General features: G+C 43.3%; 12 protein-coding genes and 2 pseudogenes. 10 read left to right on the top strand and 4 right to left on the bottom strand.

Annotated elements, in window-relative coordinates:
- Positions 1-68 precede the first annotated feature (68 nt).
- A complete protein-coding gene (locus ACFVU8_RS11790) occupies positions 69-803 on the bottom strand; it encodes a TraR/DksA C4-type zinc finger protein (protein ID WP_379465780.1) in 735 nt (244 codons plus the stop codon).
- A 244-nt stretch (positions 804-1,047) separates the two neighbouring features.
- On the opposite strand from ACFVU8_RS11790, the gene lspA reads away from it, so the two are divergent.
- From lspA to ACFVU8_RS11775, 3 genes are all read left to right on the top strand, one after another.
- A complete protein-coding gene (gene lspA, locus ACFVU8_RS11785) occupies positions 1,048-1,530 on the top strand; it encodes a signal peptidase II (protein ID WP_387428008.1) in 483 nt (160 codons plus the stop codon).
- A gap of 14 nt (positions 1,531-1,544) precedes the next feature.
- A complete protein-coding gene (locus ACFVU8_RS11780) occupies positions 1,545-2,516 on the top strand; it encodes an RluA family pseudouridine synthase (protein ID WP_379465779.1) in 972 nt (323 codons plus the stop codon).
- 95 nt (positions 2,517-2,611) lie between these two features.
- A complete protein-coding gene (locus ACFVU8_RS11775) occupies positions 2,612-3,865 on the top strand; it encodes an LL-diaminopimelate aminotransferase (RefSeq protein WP_379465778.1) in 1,254 nt (417 codons plus the stop codon).
- A gap of 526 nt (positions 3,866-4,391) precedes the next feature.
- Here ACFVU8_RS11775 and ACFVU8_RS11770 read toward each other — a convergent pair.
- Positions 4,392-5,216, bottom strand: a complete 825-nt coding sequence (locus tag ACFVU8_RS11770) for a class I SAM-dependent methyltransferase (RefSeq protein WP_387427522.1) — start codon at positions 5,214-5,216, stop codon at positions 4,392-4,394.
- 95 nt (positions 5,217-5,311) lie between these two features.
- Complete coding sequence (locus ACFVU8_RS11765; protein WP_387428007.1) at positions 5,312-6,187, bottom strand: alpha/beta fold hydrolase; 876 nt, start codon at positions 6,185-6,187, stop codon at positions 5,312-5,314.
- Positions 6,188-6,338: 151 nt separating this feature from the next.
- Between ACFVU8_RS11765 and ACFVU8_RS11760 the strand changes: the two genes are divergently transcribed.
- Entirely contained in the window at positions 6,339-7,046 is a 708-nt protein-coding gene (locus tag ACFVU8_RS11760; protein ID WP_387427520.1) for a MerR family DNA-binding transcriptional regulator, read from the top strand.
- 55 nt (positions 7,047-7,101) lie between these two features.
- On the opposite strand, the gene ACFVU8_RS11755 is transcribed toward ACFVU8_RS11760, so the two are convergent.
- Positions 7,102-8,409, bottom strand: a complete 1,308-nt coding sequence (locus ACFVU8_RS11755) for a serine hydrolase domain-containing protein (protein WP_387427518.1) — start codon at positions 8,407-8,409, stop codon at positions 7,102-7,104.
- Between the two features lie 263 nt (positions 8,410-8,672).
- Here ACFVU8_RS11755 and ACFVU8_RS11750 point away from each other — a divergent pair, with 263 nt between their 5' ends.
- The 6 genes and pseudogenes from ACFVU8_RS11750 to ACFVU8_RS11725 all read left to right on the top strand — a co-directional run bounded on the left by ACFVU8_RS11750 (position 8,673) and on the right by ACFVU8_RS11725 (position 13,795).
- Positions 8,673-9,683 (top strand): sigma-70 family RNA polymerase sigma factor, encoded by a 1,011-nt coding sequence (locus ACFVU8_RS11750; RefSeq protein WP_387427516.1) that lies wholly within the window; start codon positions 8,673-8,675, stop codon positions 9,681-9,683.
- A gap of 149 nt (positions 9,684-9,832) precedes the next feature.
- Positions 9,833-10,501, top strand: a pseudogene (locus ACFVU8_RS11745) (kanamycin nucleotidyltransferase C-terminal domain-containing protein); the annotation flags it as partial.
- Positions 10,502-10,927: 426 nt separating this feature from the next.
- A complete protein-coding gene (locus ACFVU8_RS11740; RefSeq protein ID WP_387428005.1) occupies positions 10,928-11,848 on the top strand; it encodes a protein kinase family protein in 921 nt (306 codons plus the stop codon).
- A gap of 67 nt (positions 11,849-11,915) precedes the next feature.
- The gene (locus tag ACFVU8_RS11735; protein ID WP_387427514.1) at positions 11,916-12,254 is read left to right on the top strand and encodes a GNAT family protein; all 339 of its coding nucleotides are present in this window, start codon (positions 11,916-11,918) and stop codon (positions 12,252-12,254) included.
- Between the two features lie 48 nt (positions 12,255-12,302).
- A pseudogene (locus ACFVU8_RS11730) lies at positions 12,303-12,761 on the top strand (GNAT family N-acetyltransferase); the annotation flags it as partial.
- Positions 12,762-12,793: 32 nt separating this feature from the next.
- A complete protein-coding gene (locus tag ACFVU8_RS11725; protein ID WP_387427512.1) occupies positions 12,794-13,795 on the top strand; it encodes a phosphotransferase enzyme family protein in 1,002 nt (333 codons plus the stop codon).
- The last annotated feature ends 118 nt before the right edge of the window (positions 13,796-13,913 follow it).

Genomic DNA, 13,913 nt, shown 5'->3' with positions numbered 1-13,913 from the left:
CGTCCTGCAACCGTCTCCACGCGATTTATTCTGATGTTTTTCTGTGCATAATTCATGAATAGGTTCTATTAGTCTTCTCCGTCTTCTTTGCCATGGGGATCAAGCAGGTAACTACCCTCGCCGCTGTCCATATAATGCTGGTAGCTGCGCCCTCTAACGACAGTTACATTGTTGCCTTCGATATCGGTAGCAATGAAATTTTCCCAAGGCTCTACGAAGCCTTCGGTCTCGTCGGCCTCAATCTCCATGTCTTCATAAGCTCCGATCTCATTGCTTTCTGCCATGGCCGGAGAATTGGAGGTACCCCAGCTCTCGACAATTTGCCAGGCGTCTTCGCCGTCAAAACCATTCTGCTCTTCATTCTCGTCAAGACTGGTTCGCCCAAAAGGGGGCGTGAGGAATTCCTCTTCGGCGGGACGGTTATTCGGCTTCTTTTGTTTGGGATTATGCTCTTTGCAGTAACGGGTAGCTGGGACGACGGCTAACCGCTCAAATGGAATAGGTTCACCGCCGGCAATACAGGTGCCATATGTTCCTTCATCCATCGCCTTCAAGGCTGCATCGATATCCTCCAGCTCATGCTCGTCCCGCTCCAGCAGCGAAATGTCCATGGACCGGTGATACAGGTCGGTAGCGGCATCGCCTGGATGGTTATCGATTTCTGACAGTTCCCCGGAGTTGTCGCGCATGGATTCCTGCAGCCCGTAATGTTCATTATTTTGCAGTCTGTGGCGGATATCGGCCCGTTGCTGGTGCAGATTTGCACGAAGTTCCGAGAGCTGCTCTGCTGTCAGGTGTGTCATTTGATTGTGCTCCTTTCTGATCCTGCTTCAGAACATCATTCCTTCCCCTTCGCCTGTGCGGGAGGGATCCTTGATAGGTTGACCGGAGAGAAGGGATTTTAGCGATGGAAAATAGTCCCCAAGAGTCCCTGCACGAAAGGGTCTGCAATAGACGGGTCTTTAGGCCTGTGCTACAATATACGAGTCTTTAATCAGTATTTGACCGCGTAGACGCGGGAAAAATAAGAACGGAGTGACAACTTCTGTGGTGTATTATCTGATAGCTCTCATTGCTTTTTTGATCGACCAGGCAACCAAATATGTAATCGCTACGCGTCTGGAGCTCGGGGAACAAATTCCGGTGATTGGGAACTTCTTTCTGATTACCTCCCATCGCAACCGCGGGGCCGCTTTCGGCATTCTGGAGGGACAGCAGTGGTTCTTCATTTTGGTTACCATTGTGGTTGTTGTCGGTATCGTATGGTATCTGAATAAGGTCAAAGCGACACGCAAATTGCTGCCTACCGCATTAGGTCTCGTACTCGGTGGAGCCGTCGGCAATTTCCTGGATCGGATGTTGAACGGCGAGGTTGTCGATTTTCTGCAATTTAATTTTGGAAGCTATACCTTCCCGATCTTCAATGTCGCGGATTCCTGCATCGTTATCGGTGTGGCGCTGATTATTCTGGATTCGCTGCGTGATATGAAGGGCGGAGAAGAGATCACGGAAGTAAAGGAAACAAAGTAAGCTCACAGAAAGGAATGAATGATTTGAATAATGACGTCAATCAGCAACCGGCATCCGGCTACGAAGAAGAGAGGGACGTCACGGAGTGGACGGTCTCCGGCGAGAATGCCCGGGAGCGTATTGATAAGTATATCACCGAGGCTTGGGAGGAAGAGGTGTCCCGCTCACAGGTTCAGCTGTGGATCAACGGCGGAAATGTTACTGTGAATGGTGCAACGGTCAAAGCCAATCACAAGCTATGGGAAGGCGACGTGGTCGCTGTCACGGTACCTGAAGCGGAAGTCACGGATCTGGTTGCGGAAAATATCCCGCTGGACGTTGTGTATGAAGACAGCGATGTGATCGTTGTGAACAAGCCGCGCGGAATGGTCGTGCATCCTGCAGTAGGTCATCCCTCAGGAACACTGGTTAATGCCCTCATGTATCATTGCAAGGACTTGTCCGGCATTAATGGTGAGATCCGTCCAGGTATTGTACACCGCATTGACAAAGATACCTCTGGCCTCATTATGGCCGCGAAGAACGACGCCAGCCATGCTTCGCTGGCTGCGCAGCTGAAGGAGCACAGTGTGACCCGTCGTTATATTGCTGTAGTTCAGGGCAATCTGAGTCATGACAAGGGAACTGTAGATGCGCCAATCGGCAGAGATCCGCATGATCGCAAGCTGTACACCGTAACGGAGAAGAACAGCAAAAAATCTGTAACTCATTTTACCGTACTGGAACGGTTTGGCGATTGCACGCTTCTGGAGCTGCAACTGGAGACAGGGCGCACCCACCAGATTCGGGTACATATGAAATTCATCGGTCATCCTCTGGCTGGTGATCCGATCTATGGCCGCAGCAAAGGAACGACGATGAAAGGTCAGGCTTTGCATGCAGCTGTTCTCGGATTTGTTCACCCTTCTACTGGAGAGTATATGGAGTACAGTGCACCACTTCCAGCAGATATGGAAGAATTATTGTTCGCTTTGCGTAGCAGATAAGTACAAATGAAGTGATAATAAATCCATGGTTTTGCATCACGGTTTACGTCATATTTATGATTAGAACTTTGAAAAAAAGCCAGGAGATGACCTTTATGAGTATTGAACAATATCAAGATACATTCATCCAGAGTAACTTTGCAGACCGCATCGGCGGTGCCAATTACGGTAAAGACACCGCGATTTATAAATTCGAGAAAATCAAACGCGCCAAGGCATCCGCGAAGCTGGATTTCCCTGACATCGAACTTATTGACATGGGTGTCGGCGAACCGGACGAAATGGCGGACGCGGGCATTGTTGCCAAGCTGGCCGAAGAAGCATCGAAGGAAGAGAACCGTGGTTATTCGGATAACGGTATTCCTGAGTTCAAGGCTGCAGCTGCACAATACTTGCACGATGTATTCAGCGTGGAAGGCATTGATCCGGTAACCGAGGTTGTGCATTCTATCGGTTCGAAGCCAGCATTGGCCATGTTGCCATCTTGCTTCATTAATCCCGGCGATATCACCATCATGACGGTTCCAGGCTATCCGGTCTTGGGCACACACACCAAATACTTGGGTGGACAAGTCTACACGGTGGAATTGAAGAAAGAGAACAAATTCCTGCCGGATCTGAACGCCATTCCTGAGGACATTGCCAAGAAAGCCAAACTGCTTTATTTGAACTATCCGAACAACCCTACGGGAGCCAGTGCGACGCCTGAGTTCTTCGCTGAGGTAGTAGTCTGGGCCAAGAAATACGATGTTGTCGTGATTCATGATGCACCGTACGCTGCCCTGACCTATGATGGTGTGAAGCCGCTCAGCTTCCTGTCTGTTCCGGGTGCTAAGGATGTCGGTGTTGAGCTGCATTCCCTGTCCAAGTCGTATAACATGACTGGTTGGAGAATTGGCTTTGTAGCCGGCAACCCGCTGATTGTCAAAGCGTTCAGCGATGTGAAGGACAACAATGACTCCGGTCAGTTTATCGCCATCCAAAAAGCTGCAGCCTATGGTCTGGCTAACCCTTCGATCACAGAAGCGATCGCGGACAAATATTCCCGCCGTCATAACCTGCTGGTAGATGCGCTGAACAGTCTCGGCTTCCAGGCCGAGAAGCCTAAAGGCTCGTTCTTCCTGTACGTGGCTGCGCCGAAAGGCGTGAAGGGCGGACGCCGTTTTGAGACTGGCGAAGATTTCTCGCAGTTCCTGATCCGTGAGAAGCTGATCTCCACCGTACCTTGGGATGATGCCGGAGCCTTCGTACGTTTCTCCGTAACCTTCGTTGCCAAAGGCGAAGAGGAAGAGCACCGCGTGATCTCTGAGATCAAACGCCGGCTCAGCGATGTTGAATTTGAATTCTAAGATAGTGGATATAGCATACCCCGCAGCCAGTAATGGCTGCGGGGTATTGTTTTACTCAGGAGAAAATGAAATACATATAACTGGTGGGCAAGCATCCGTTATTAAAACAACTTCTTCAAAACTAATTCATCAAGACAATCAGCCCAGAAAGTGGAAGATCATTTATATGAGCTAACGGACCGTATAGTCCTTATTTTCCGGATGAAGTTGCTCCAGGTATATGGAGTGGACTCAGACGACGTTATTTCGTTCCAAACAGAGGATTTTGAACAGGATTTGTGCCCATAAGGTCTCTGGAGTCCTTTATCTTCCTGAATGGTTGATTTTATAGCCAATAAAGCCGCTGGAGTCCGTTACGAGGCAAGCACTGGTAGTATGGAAGACATTATGATGGAAAAATTGTTAGTTTATTTTCAAAAAAAGAAAAGGCCATCCTGCAAGGATGGCTCTTAAATTTACCGTTTCAGTCAACACGGGGAACAGCGTATCTCACTAGTGTTAAAGTACAGAATATTCGAGCACCTTTTTATAAAGGCTTTGTCCCACACGCCATAAAAAATAGCATCATGGCATGAGCTTCCGGAGAATTAACAAAATGGTCATAGGATTTATTTAATTCCTCAAATTCGTATGAAGAAATAATGCCATGTTTATAGAAATCAGCAAAGCGGTTGATATCAAATTGTCGTTTGAAGCCTTCGATACTATGTAAATCACTATGTTGGATGATTGCATCCATATCCACGTCTATAAAGCCGGAATCGGATAGAATCCGCGGCAAGCTTCTTCCGATATTCCGGTTGCCACCTCTTGAAGCTTGTAGTTGTGACAGCTTTTTCAATATGGATGGTAAAACATCTAGTTCAGGTTGAACAGCACCAAATACCCCGTCATCGATATCAATAATAATGAGTTTCCCGCCTGGTTTTAAGACACGGCTAAGTTCTTCCGCAGCTTGCAATGGGTCATGTAGATGAAGGAAAATTAATCGTGCAATCACAAAGTCATACTGATTATCGGGGAGTTCGGTATTGTAAATCGATGCTTTAACAAAATTAAGTCTTGATTCAGGGATATGACTTAGCCTCTGTCTAGCTTTTTCAAGCAGAATATCATCAATATCCAATGCGGTAATTTGACTCTGCGGTAATTCCTCCAGTAGTTGTTCAGTAACAAATCCGGGGCCACTTCCAACTTCCAATACCTTCATCCCATCTTGTAGTCCAAACCATTTCAGAGTGCGGAATTCTTTTTCCCAACCCATCAGAGCTTGTTCTTTTAAGCGCAACAATTCTGCGTCGGCTCCAATACTAACATTCTGAAAATTATATGTTGATTTGCGTTCTTCCAATGATATTCCCTCCTGTTAGATTATGAGTTCAATGGAATAAAATAATCATAACATCGGTTGGAAGAAAAGTGAAAATTATAACAGTGAGGATGCTTTCACTTCGATAATAGTTTTTCAATAAACCAAGGTTTAATCAAAGGCAGAACCGTTTCAGGCTGCATCGCTTTTGTATGATCCATGTTCTCCCCGCGTAAAAGATTAACATTCCAGCCAAAGTGCTTGAGTACATCTTCATTTTTCTTTAATAAGCCGCTGATATTGACAGTTACATTCCCAAAGTTCTCGCCATAAACAATGGTATCTTTGTCACCAGTGAATGTAAGCTTAGGAAAGTTTAATCCGGCCTGAATTTTGCTATCATCGAAATCTATTAAGTTTTTGTACATGGTGACAAATTGTTTGGTTTGTTTTGGATCTATTGTTACCTGTATGTTATCCCAATCGAATTCCTCTGGACTGATATTTTCTTCGAATTGATACTTAGAGTTATCATGATTATTTAATGCTTGCTCATAAGTCTTTGTGGTTACTACCATCATTTCTTTATAGGGCCCCTCATAGGGTGGGAATCCTCCCATAACTAAACTTTCCAAACGGTTTGTTCTAATCGCCAATTGTAAGCCAATTAGAGCCAACCAGGAGTAGCCGTAATAACTAAATGTGTTAACCTTCATTTCATCAGCGATTCGTAATAAATCCTTTGAGATGTTCTCTGGTGTAAGAAGATCTGGTTGAGGATTGCGAAAAAGGTGGCCTTCATAGTCAAAGTACAACACCTGAAATTTATCAGAAAGTCCTTCCACAAAATTTCTTCCTAGTTCAGGATCTACACCCCACAATTTCAACGTTTCAGCTTCTTGACCAAAAACAGATTTTTTAGCGATTGGTAACATAATTACTTTACTAGCAGGATCTCCAGTCAAACCTGCCTCTAATTTTGATCCATCATTTAATGTTACGATTTTGTTCAACATGATCACTCCCCACCGGATATACTAATAACATACAACATTCATGCAATAGTCCGGTTTTTCCCAACAAAACCTTGGTATTAGTATAGAATACGGACTTTATGTTAACGCAGCACTTTAAGGTTTTACTTTAAGATTTGGGAGTGGGGAAATGCAAAGTATATTCACACCTACACAAATTGCTAACAAACTGAACGTAAGTACCACTACTTTAAGGAGATATGAAGAACAAGGATTAATCCCTGATGTACCGAGAACGGCAGGAAGTCATAGATCCTATACTCTGGTACATTTTCAGGCTTTTAGTACCATTCGATCATTATTGAAGGGATATGATATACCTGTAGTTTACGATGTCATGAGGCGAATCAAGAATATTGATATAACGGATGCTCTTTGGCTAGTGAACCATCAGCTGTACCTGACTCAAGAAGAAAAACAGCGGGTTGAAGAAATACTGGGTATGATCAGAAATGCTGATTTCAGCCAATACAGAAATATTAAATTAATACAGCCACTGACTATTGGAAAAGCAGCTGAAATTGCTGGGGTTAACACCTCTGCTATTAGGCATTGGGAGCAGGAGGGGTTGATTTCTTCAGAACGAGACGAAGGTAATGGTTATCGAATTTTCACTATGTCTGAATTGCGGAAGATCTTAGTGATTAGCAGCTTAAGAAAAACAATATATTACACTGAAAATCTGAAAGACCTTCTAAATGACCTAGAAACACACCATTTTACAACAATAGATCGATCGTTTCAGTTAGCACTTGAAAAATTAAACGATAAGCTAATAGTACAATTAAAGGGAATAGTAGAACTAATGAAATATATAGACTACATCAAAGTGGATTAGCAATTCTGGTAGACAATCTCTTGGGTAAGGGGTGACCGGATAGAGGTCATAAATTTTATCCGCTCATCGTATAGCCCCTCTGAAGTTCCCCATGGTAATCGGTGTACAATAGATATTCTACTTTGCCTGATAGTGAACAACAGAACTCAAGATGTTCATAAATCATGTCCGTGATAAAAGTGATTCTGCCGGGCTCCTGACGGATAGGGATCAGTTTGAATTTATACGGCACCCCATACATTTTAGTAACCGTTAGATAAAGCTCTTGATTTTTAGTGGAAATGTCCAAGGACGTATTTGTCTCGTTTTCAAGGAAATAGCAGCCGGTTAGAGCGTCTAGGCCTGTGAATGGTACCCGGACTGCAATAGGTGGTAAAGTGACCTGATCCTCAAATATTGTCTTGGCTATATCTCTGGATAAATGCGTTACAGGTGTGACATTCATATTGCTTAAAAAAATGATTGTCAATTCATCGTCAACAAATCGCAGGAAATCATTAAAAAATCCACTAATATCTCCAAAATGATTCAAGCATTTTCTTCCCAGTTCATTAGAAACGACCCAACCGCAGGCATAGGACTGGAGGTGTGGGGTAAACATGTGGTTCATCAGCTCTTGACTTAGTATTTTCGCAGATTTCAAGGCCTGATCCCAAACCAATAAATCCTCCGTTGTAGAATATAATCCATACGACCCTAAAGGCAAGGACATATCGGCGTAAGCGGTATGAATCGGCTTCTCCCAGAACGAATAACCGGAAGCCATTCCTGGAATGACGTTTATCCCATCGTCGCATCCCGTATTATACATGCCTAGCGGCAGGCATATTTGTGCTTGTATATAATCTGAATACGACATCCCGGAGACATTTTCGATAATGGCCGTTAAAATTGCATAGCCAGAACTAGAATACCCAAAGCGGCTTCCAGGCTGGAATTCCAATTTCTGCTCTTTAAATGAGTCTATCAGCTGATCCAGAGTCGAAGGTAATCTCATCGTACGAGGCCAAAAATCCGGGGAGCTTGTATAGTTGGGGATGCCAGCAGTATTCGTTAGGCAATGATAAATTGTAATTCCTTCAGGATTTGGGTAATGGGGCAGGTACTTGTCTATTTTGTCGTGGATGTTCAGTTTCTGCTGCTCATGTAATTGAAAAATGCACATAGCTGTAAAAGCTTTGGTTATAGAGCCGATGCGAAATTTCGTTGCAGGTGTATTAGGTACTTTATGCTCCCGATTTGCCAGTCCAAATCCTTTGTTGATAAGGATATTTCCCTTATAAGCCACCAGGATGGCTCCGTTTAAATAACCATTTCCATCGTAGGACGCAATCCATTGATTAATCCGTTCCTCTACACTCACAATTAGTTCCCCCAATATAATCATGACATTGATAAAATCCAGCTGCCATCATGATAACAGAAGGGGGTGAAATGAAACTGGTATAAAATTATTAAGGTTAAACTCTCCCCAATCGCACAGCATATCTAACAATGAAATAAGAGAAAGACTACGTTCACATAGCTGAAAAGAGGTAAACACGGTTATTCCAAATAAATTTATAATAGTTAAGACGGTTTCTTAATTCTTCTTACGTCTAATGTTATGAACTTAATTTGAGGAGGATGAAAGTGGGTTGTTCGGATACAGAGCTGGTAAATAGGGTGTGTAAAGGAGAGGTTGATGCATTCGGTGAACTTATCAGCAAATATGCCAATGCTGTTTACGGGGTAGCTTACGGCAAATTGGGTGATTTTCACACTGCACAGGATGTTGCACAGGAGGTCTTTGTCAAGACATTCAAGAAGTTGTCCAACTTAAAGGAACCCGAAAAACTCAGCAGTTGGCTATATGCAGTTACCACAAGGGAATGCATGGACTGGTTTAGGGCTAACAAACACAAGGAAGTGTACAAATTAGCGGAACAAGTAGATACTCCGCAGCTAGAAAGCACCGAAGATACATTATTAAAGAAAGAACTTCATAGTGAGGTATGGAACGCTCTAAACACCCTATCCGAAGCTAACCGTACAGTCACAATTCTATACTATATTGATGGATATAAGATTAGGGAGATTAGTGATTTCCTTGGTGTATCTGTCGATGCAGTAGAGAGCAGACTTCGCAGATCAAGAACATCATTAAAAAGGGAGATGTTAAGCATGGTAAATGATAATCTCAGCGAGAACAGATTGAATGAGGAGTTTAAGAAGAAGGTATTTCAAGATGAGAGAATGCCAGAAACGCAGTTCCGGCGTGTGGCTATGGGAGGCAGTGATTTTGACGACAGCGATCTGAATACAACAAGATTCTATAACATTAATCTGGAGGGCTCCAGTTTTGATGATATCAATATGAGCAAGACCGTCTTTAATAATATAAACATGCATCTTGCGAAATTTGTTGAGGTTGGATTGTGGGAGATTGAGGTGAGTAATTGTCAGATGGGAGGAGCTCATTTCCATGATATTACCAAGCACGGAGAAGGGAATCGGTTCGAAAACTGCGAATTACAGGGGAGCTCCTTCCTAAACTGTAATCTTTCAAACGTCGACATTAAAGATTGCGATATCTCAGGGCTTAAAGTTAATGGGGTGTCCATCGAAGCCCTTTTGGCGAGCTATAATAACAAATAAAACATGTAAGTTGTTTAAATACAAAGGCCATCCTGTATTCAGGATGGTCTTTGTTAATTCTTACTATAATTAAACTTTACCGAAATTCTTCCTTCAACCTTTAGTATTATGAAAATGGGATATCCATTTATATACAAAGGGGATTTTAAATGCTGAATGTATTTGATGTTGCCAAGTCACTTTTGAATCATATAGAGAAAGTTTACGCTGAAGAGATTGCGATTGTTGCTTACTACGGATCATACGCGCAGGGAACCGCGACGAAACGCTCTGACTTGGACTTCTTTTTTATACCAGCCACATCAAAAGGATATGAAGCAAGTATTCAGTTTATCATTGATGACATAAGCTTTGACTTCTGGCCGATTAGTTGGGAACGTGCGGAGAGAATGGCTTCGTTTCAAGAAGATAAAACCACGATTATCACGGATTGTAAGGTCCTCTATACTCGTTCGGATGAAGAGCGGGAAAGATTTATGAAGCTGCGGGAGACCACTTCTGTATTGCAGGCCTCTGAGAATGCGCAAAAGATGATAGAGAAGGCTGAAGCCGAGCTCCGTGATGTTTATGTGCATTTGTATAAGCTGACCAGGGCTAGAGGGTCTGGTTCTTTAGCGTTCTATAGAACAGAGGCACACGGTATTTTAACAAGGATTTTCCTAAGCCTTGCCCTGTTAAATGGGACGTATTACTCAAAAGGCTTTGGTAAAAACAAGGAAGAAATATTAAGCCTGCCGCTCAAGCCGGTGCGCTTGGAATCTTATATAGAAACGATTACACAAAGCGACGTGAACGCCCGTATTCATGAGGCATGTGAAGAACTCGTGGCAGATACACTTGAGCTAATCATGGCGCAAAGGGAACAGCACTACAGCGACCCTGCTTACCCCGAAAGAATGAAAGGCTTTTATGAAGAGGAAAAGGGAGTTCTGGATAAAATCATTACCGCTTGTGAAACGAACGATTTCGATACCGCATTTTTCTCTGCTGTCCATGTACAGGATGTGGTCGCTGCCTTTTTGTTTTACGCTGAAACCGGGCATTGGCCAAGTGATTATACCACTGATTTTAAATACCAGGAGCAATACCTACAATTGGGATTCCCCGATCTGGTGTCACTTCTCCGCTCGCAGGATCTAACGCAATTACAAGCAGCCACTGAACGTTTAAGCGCTATGCTAGAGGCTTATCTGCGAAGTAAAGGGGTCCAAATCAATCGTTTTGAGAACATTGAGCAGTTTGTAGTGTTTCTTGAGAAGAAGGAAGTAGCCAGACACAATTTCACAAAAACAAGCGGTGCGCCTGTTACCTATTCTTTCAATGAGGTTACCTTTCAGCTTCAAGAACAACACGATTTTGCATGGCTGCGGTCTCTAGGCAAAGTATTCTGCGTGTTTGATCAACAGGATTCAGGTAATATCTGTTTCGGAGTGGAGAAGGATGGGGAGAAGAAATTCGTTAAGTATGCAGGAGCCAGGCCGCTAGATTTTTCGGGAAATCCTCAAGAGGCTGTGTCGCGGCTAGTTGCGGCTATTCCATTGTACGCTGCTTTAAATCATCGGCATCTTATTCAGCTCAAGGATCATTTCCGTACCGCTAACGGATACGCAGCAGCATTTGAATGGTTTGAAGGGGAATGTCTTCATTCACATTGGTCCTTCGCTGGTGAAGCAAAATATAATCATCCAGACTCGCCATTTTATAAATACAAGCATTTGCCCCTTGAAAAGCGCCTGGAATCCCTTGATGCCATTTTTGAATTTCATACTTTTGTTGAAGCACAAGGATATGCCGCAGTTGATTTCTACGATGGAAGTATCTTATACAATTTTTCACACGATATAACGAAAATATGTGACATTGATTTCTACAGAAAAGTCCCTGCTGTAAATGATATGGGGGAGAATTTCTGGGGTGCAACGAGATCAAAAGCTCCTGAAGAGTTCATATTAGGTGCCCCTATTAATGCACAGACCAATGTTTTCACGATGGGTGCTATTGCCTTTGGTTTGTTAGGCGGTGAAATGGATCACTCCTTCGCTAAATGGGAAGCAGGGAGACCGCTCTACGAAGTAGTACTGCGAGCAGTTAGTGAAGATCGAGAATTGAGGTACGACAATGTCAGCACGTTCAAATGCTTCTGGGATGAAGCAAAGGGCTTGTAAATTGCAATAATGGAACAGCATGTTTGCTAAATTGCTTTGCTTAAATACACTCAAGGAGGTAGATAAGATGATAGAACTATCTGATGAGGAGTACACTCACGTTCTGCCGCTGCTTAAGAACCAAGCGTATGAACCTGTGTTTGCGTATTCCGTAATTGATCATAATCAGTCTGGAAAAGTGTTTGTGGATCACCGTGAGAATCCTGCCTCTTGTCTTGTCATCAATTCGTATGGACAGTATCTTTTGGCCGGGAGCGGCAGCGATGAGCGCTTTATGAACGATGTAGTTGAATATTTACTCAATGAAGAGAACCATTCAACTTACTATGATCTTTATGTTACAACGCCGGAACTGCTAATTCTAATTAACGAAAGGCTAGCGGGGCGGACTGTTTTGTTGCACTGATCTTCTTTTACATTCGATCCATCCCGATTCTAGAATCTTAAAACTACTCTAAAAGCATTGCCCGAGCATTATGTAATGAAATCAATGGATGACACGCTGTTCAACAAATATCGAAATGAAATGGACTCTTCCTATGACTCGCTATGGAATTCGTCCCAACATTTTATCGAGCGAGAATTTGGTTATTGCATAATGATGAATGATCATTTCGCTAGCGTGTGCAATTCTTTTTTTGTAGGTGGAGGGTATGCGGATATTGATATCGTAACGGTGGATGAGTACCAGAAGCAAGGGTTAGCAACACTTACAGGTGCAGCATTTATCGAGCATTGTTTGAAGCATGATGTAGTGCCAAACTATAATTGCGACGCAGGCAATCAACGTTCGATCCAGTTAGCGGAGAAGTTAGGATTTGTAAGAAATCATGATTTTCCAATGTTATGGTGGCATCAGGACAAGACAATCATTAGTGATTATTTGGAAAAATTCAATTATTCAAACCAGTAGAAAATCCTGAAACCTAACGCTATGGAGGTACGATGAAAAATAATATTGCTTTAACCAATGAGCTACTTAAGATAGCGGCACAACTTTTTAATACGAGCAGCAATGAGCTCTCTTATATAGGAGGCAGTCAGAATATCGTCTACGAGTATGAGCGGGAGGGAGCAAGCTTTATTCTGAGATTCACGCCAAGCGCCAATCGTTCAGAGAGTTTGGTCCAAAGTGAACTGGATTGGATGATGTTCCTCGCAAATGCAGGGATTGCAGTCTCCTTACCTACACTTTCGAATAAGGGACGATGGACGGAGGTCATTCATTTTCCGGGTGGGTATTACACTTGCGTGTCTTTTGAAAAAGCTCAGGGAAACAAGATCGACTACCCGGAATGTCTTCAGGATGATGAGCTGTACGAGCGGCTGGGACAGTTGACAGGCAAAATGCATGCGTTGTCTAATACATATCGCCCTAAGGAAGGTATTGCCAAAAGACAGGACTGGAACCAAAACTGGTTTCTGGAAAACATTGAACTGCTTCCTGAATCACAGGTCAGCGTTCGTGAGAGCTATTTGGCCCTGATCAAGATTATCGGGGCTTTACCCAAAGATAATAACGGATACGGATTGATCCATGGCGACATTAATGTTGCGAATTTTAAGGTGGATGATCATGGAGTGATTACACTTTTTGATTTTGATGAAGCCCAGTATAGTTGGTTTGTAGAGGATATAGCGATCCAGATCTATTATTTGGTATATGTTTATGGCGGTGATGATGGACTGGTTTACCGAGAGGAGCAGACCAGCCGATTTATGCATCACTTTATGAAGGGTTATCGCTTAGAGCATACATTAGATGAATATTGGCTCGGGCAGATCCCGTTATTTCTAAGACTAAGAGAACTGATCGTATACATAGGCTCATTTCGAAATTGGGACGGAGATGAAACTTTCAGCAGCTCTGACAATCAATGGTTTAAGGACTGGATTGCAGAAAGTAGATTCCGGATCGAGAACGAAATTCCTATTGTAAATCTGTAGTGCCTCTTCTTCCCAAAATCAGTTCTTGGAGTTGACAGGCCGCCGTCATTCTGTCATACTTCTGTTAAATGAATAGCGCCTTTAATTCAGTCCCGTGAGACTGGCAAGGTAACGTGAA

Origin of the sequence: Paenibacillus sp. NPDC058177 (assembly GCF_042883835.1) — a bacterium.
GTDB lineage: Bacteria > Bacillota > Bacilli > Paenibacillales > Paenibacillaceae > Paenibacillus_AQ > Paenibacillus_AQ agri.
Note: the sequence above shows the minus strand (reverse complement) of the source record. Positions and strands in the feature narration are given on the sequence as shown.

Coding starts and splice junctions, on each gene's coding strand:
- ACFVU8_RS11790 (WP_379465780.1), bottom strand. CDS start 803: ATGACACACCTGACAGCAGAGCAGCTCTCGGAACTTCGTGCAAATCTG.
- ACFVU8_RS11780 (WP_379465779.1), top strand. CDS start 1,545: ATGAATGATTTGAATAATGACGTCAATCAGCAACCGGCATCCGGCTAC.
- ACFVU8_RS11775 (WP_379465778.1), top strand. CDS start 2,612: ATGAGTATTGAACAATATCAAGATACATTCATCCAGAGTAACTTTGCA.
- ACFVU8_RS11760 (WP_387427520.1), top strand. CDS start 6,339: ATGCAAAGTATATTCACACCTACACAAATTGCTAACAAACTGAACGTA.
- ACFVU8_RS11750 (WP_387427516.1), top strand. CDS start 8,673: ATGAAAGTGGGTTGTTCGGATACAGAGCTGGTAAATAGGGTGTGTAAA.
- ACFVU8_RS11735 (WP_387427514.1), top strand. CDS start 11,916: ATGATAGAACTATCTGATGAGGAGTACACTCACGTTCTGCCGCTGCTT.
- ACFVU8_RS11725 (WP_387427512.1), top strand. CDS start 12,794: ATGAAAAATAATATTGCTTTAACCAATGAGCTACTTAAGATAGCGGCA.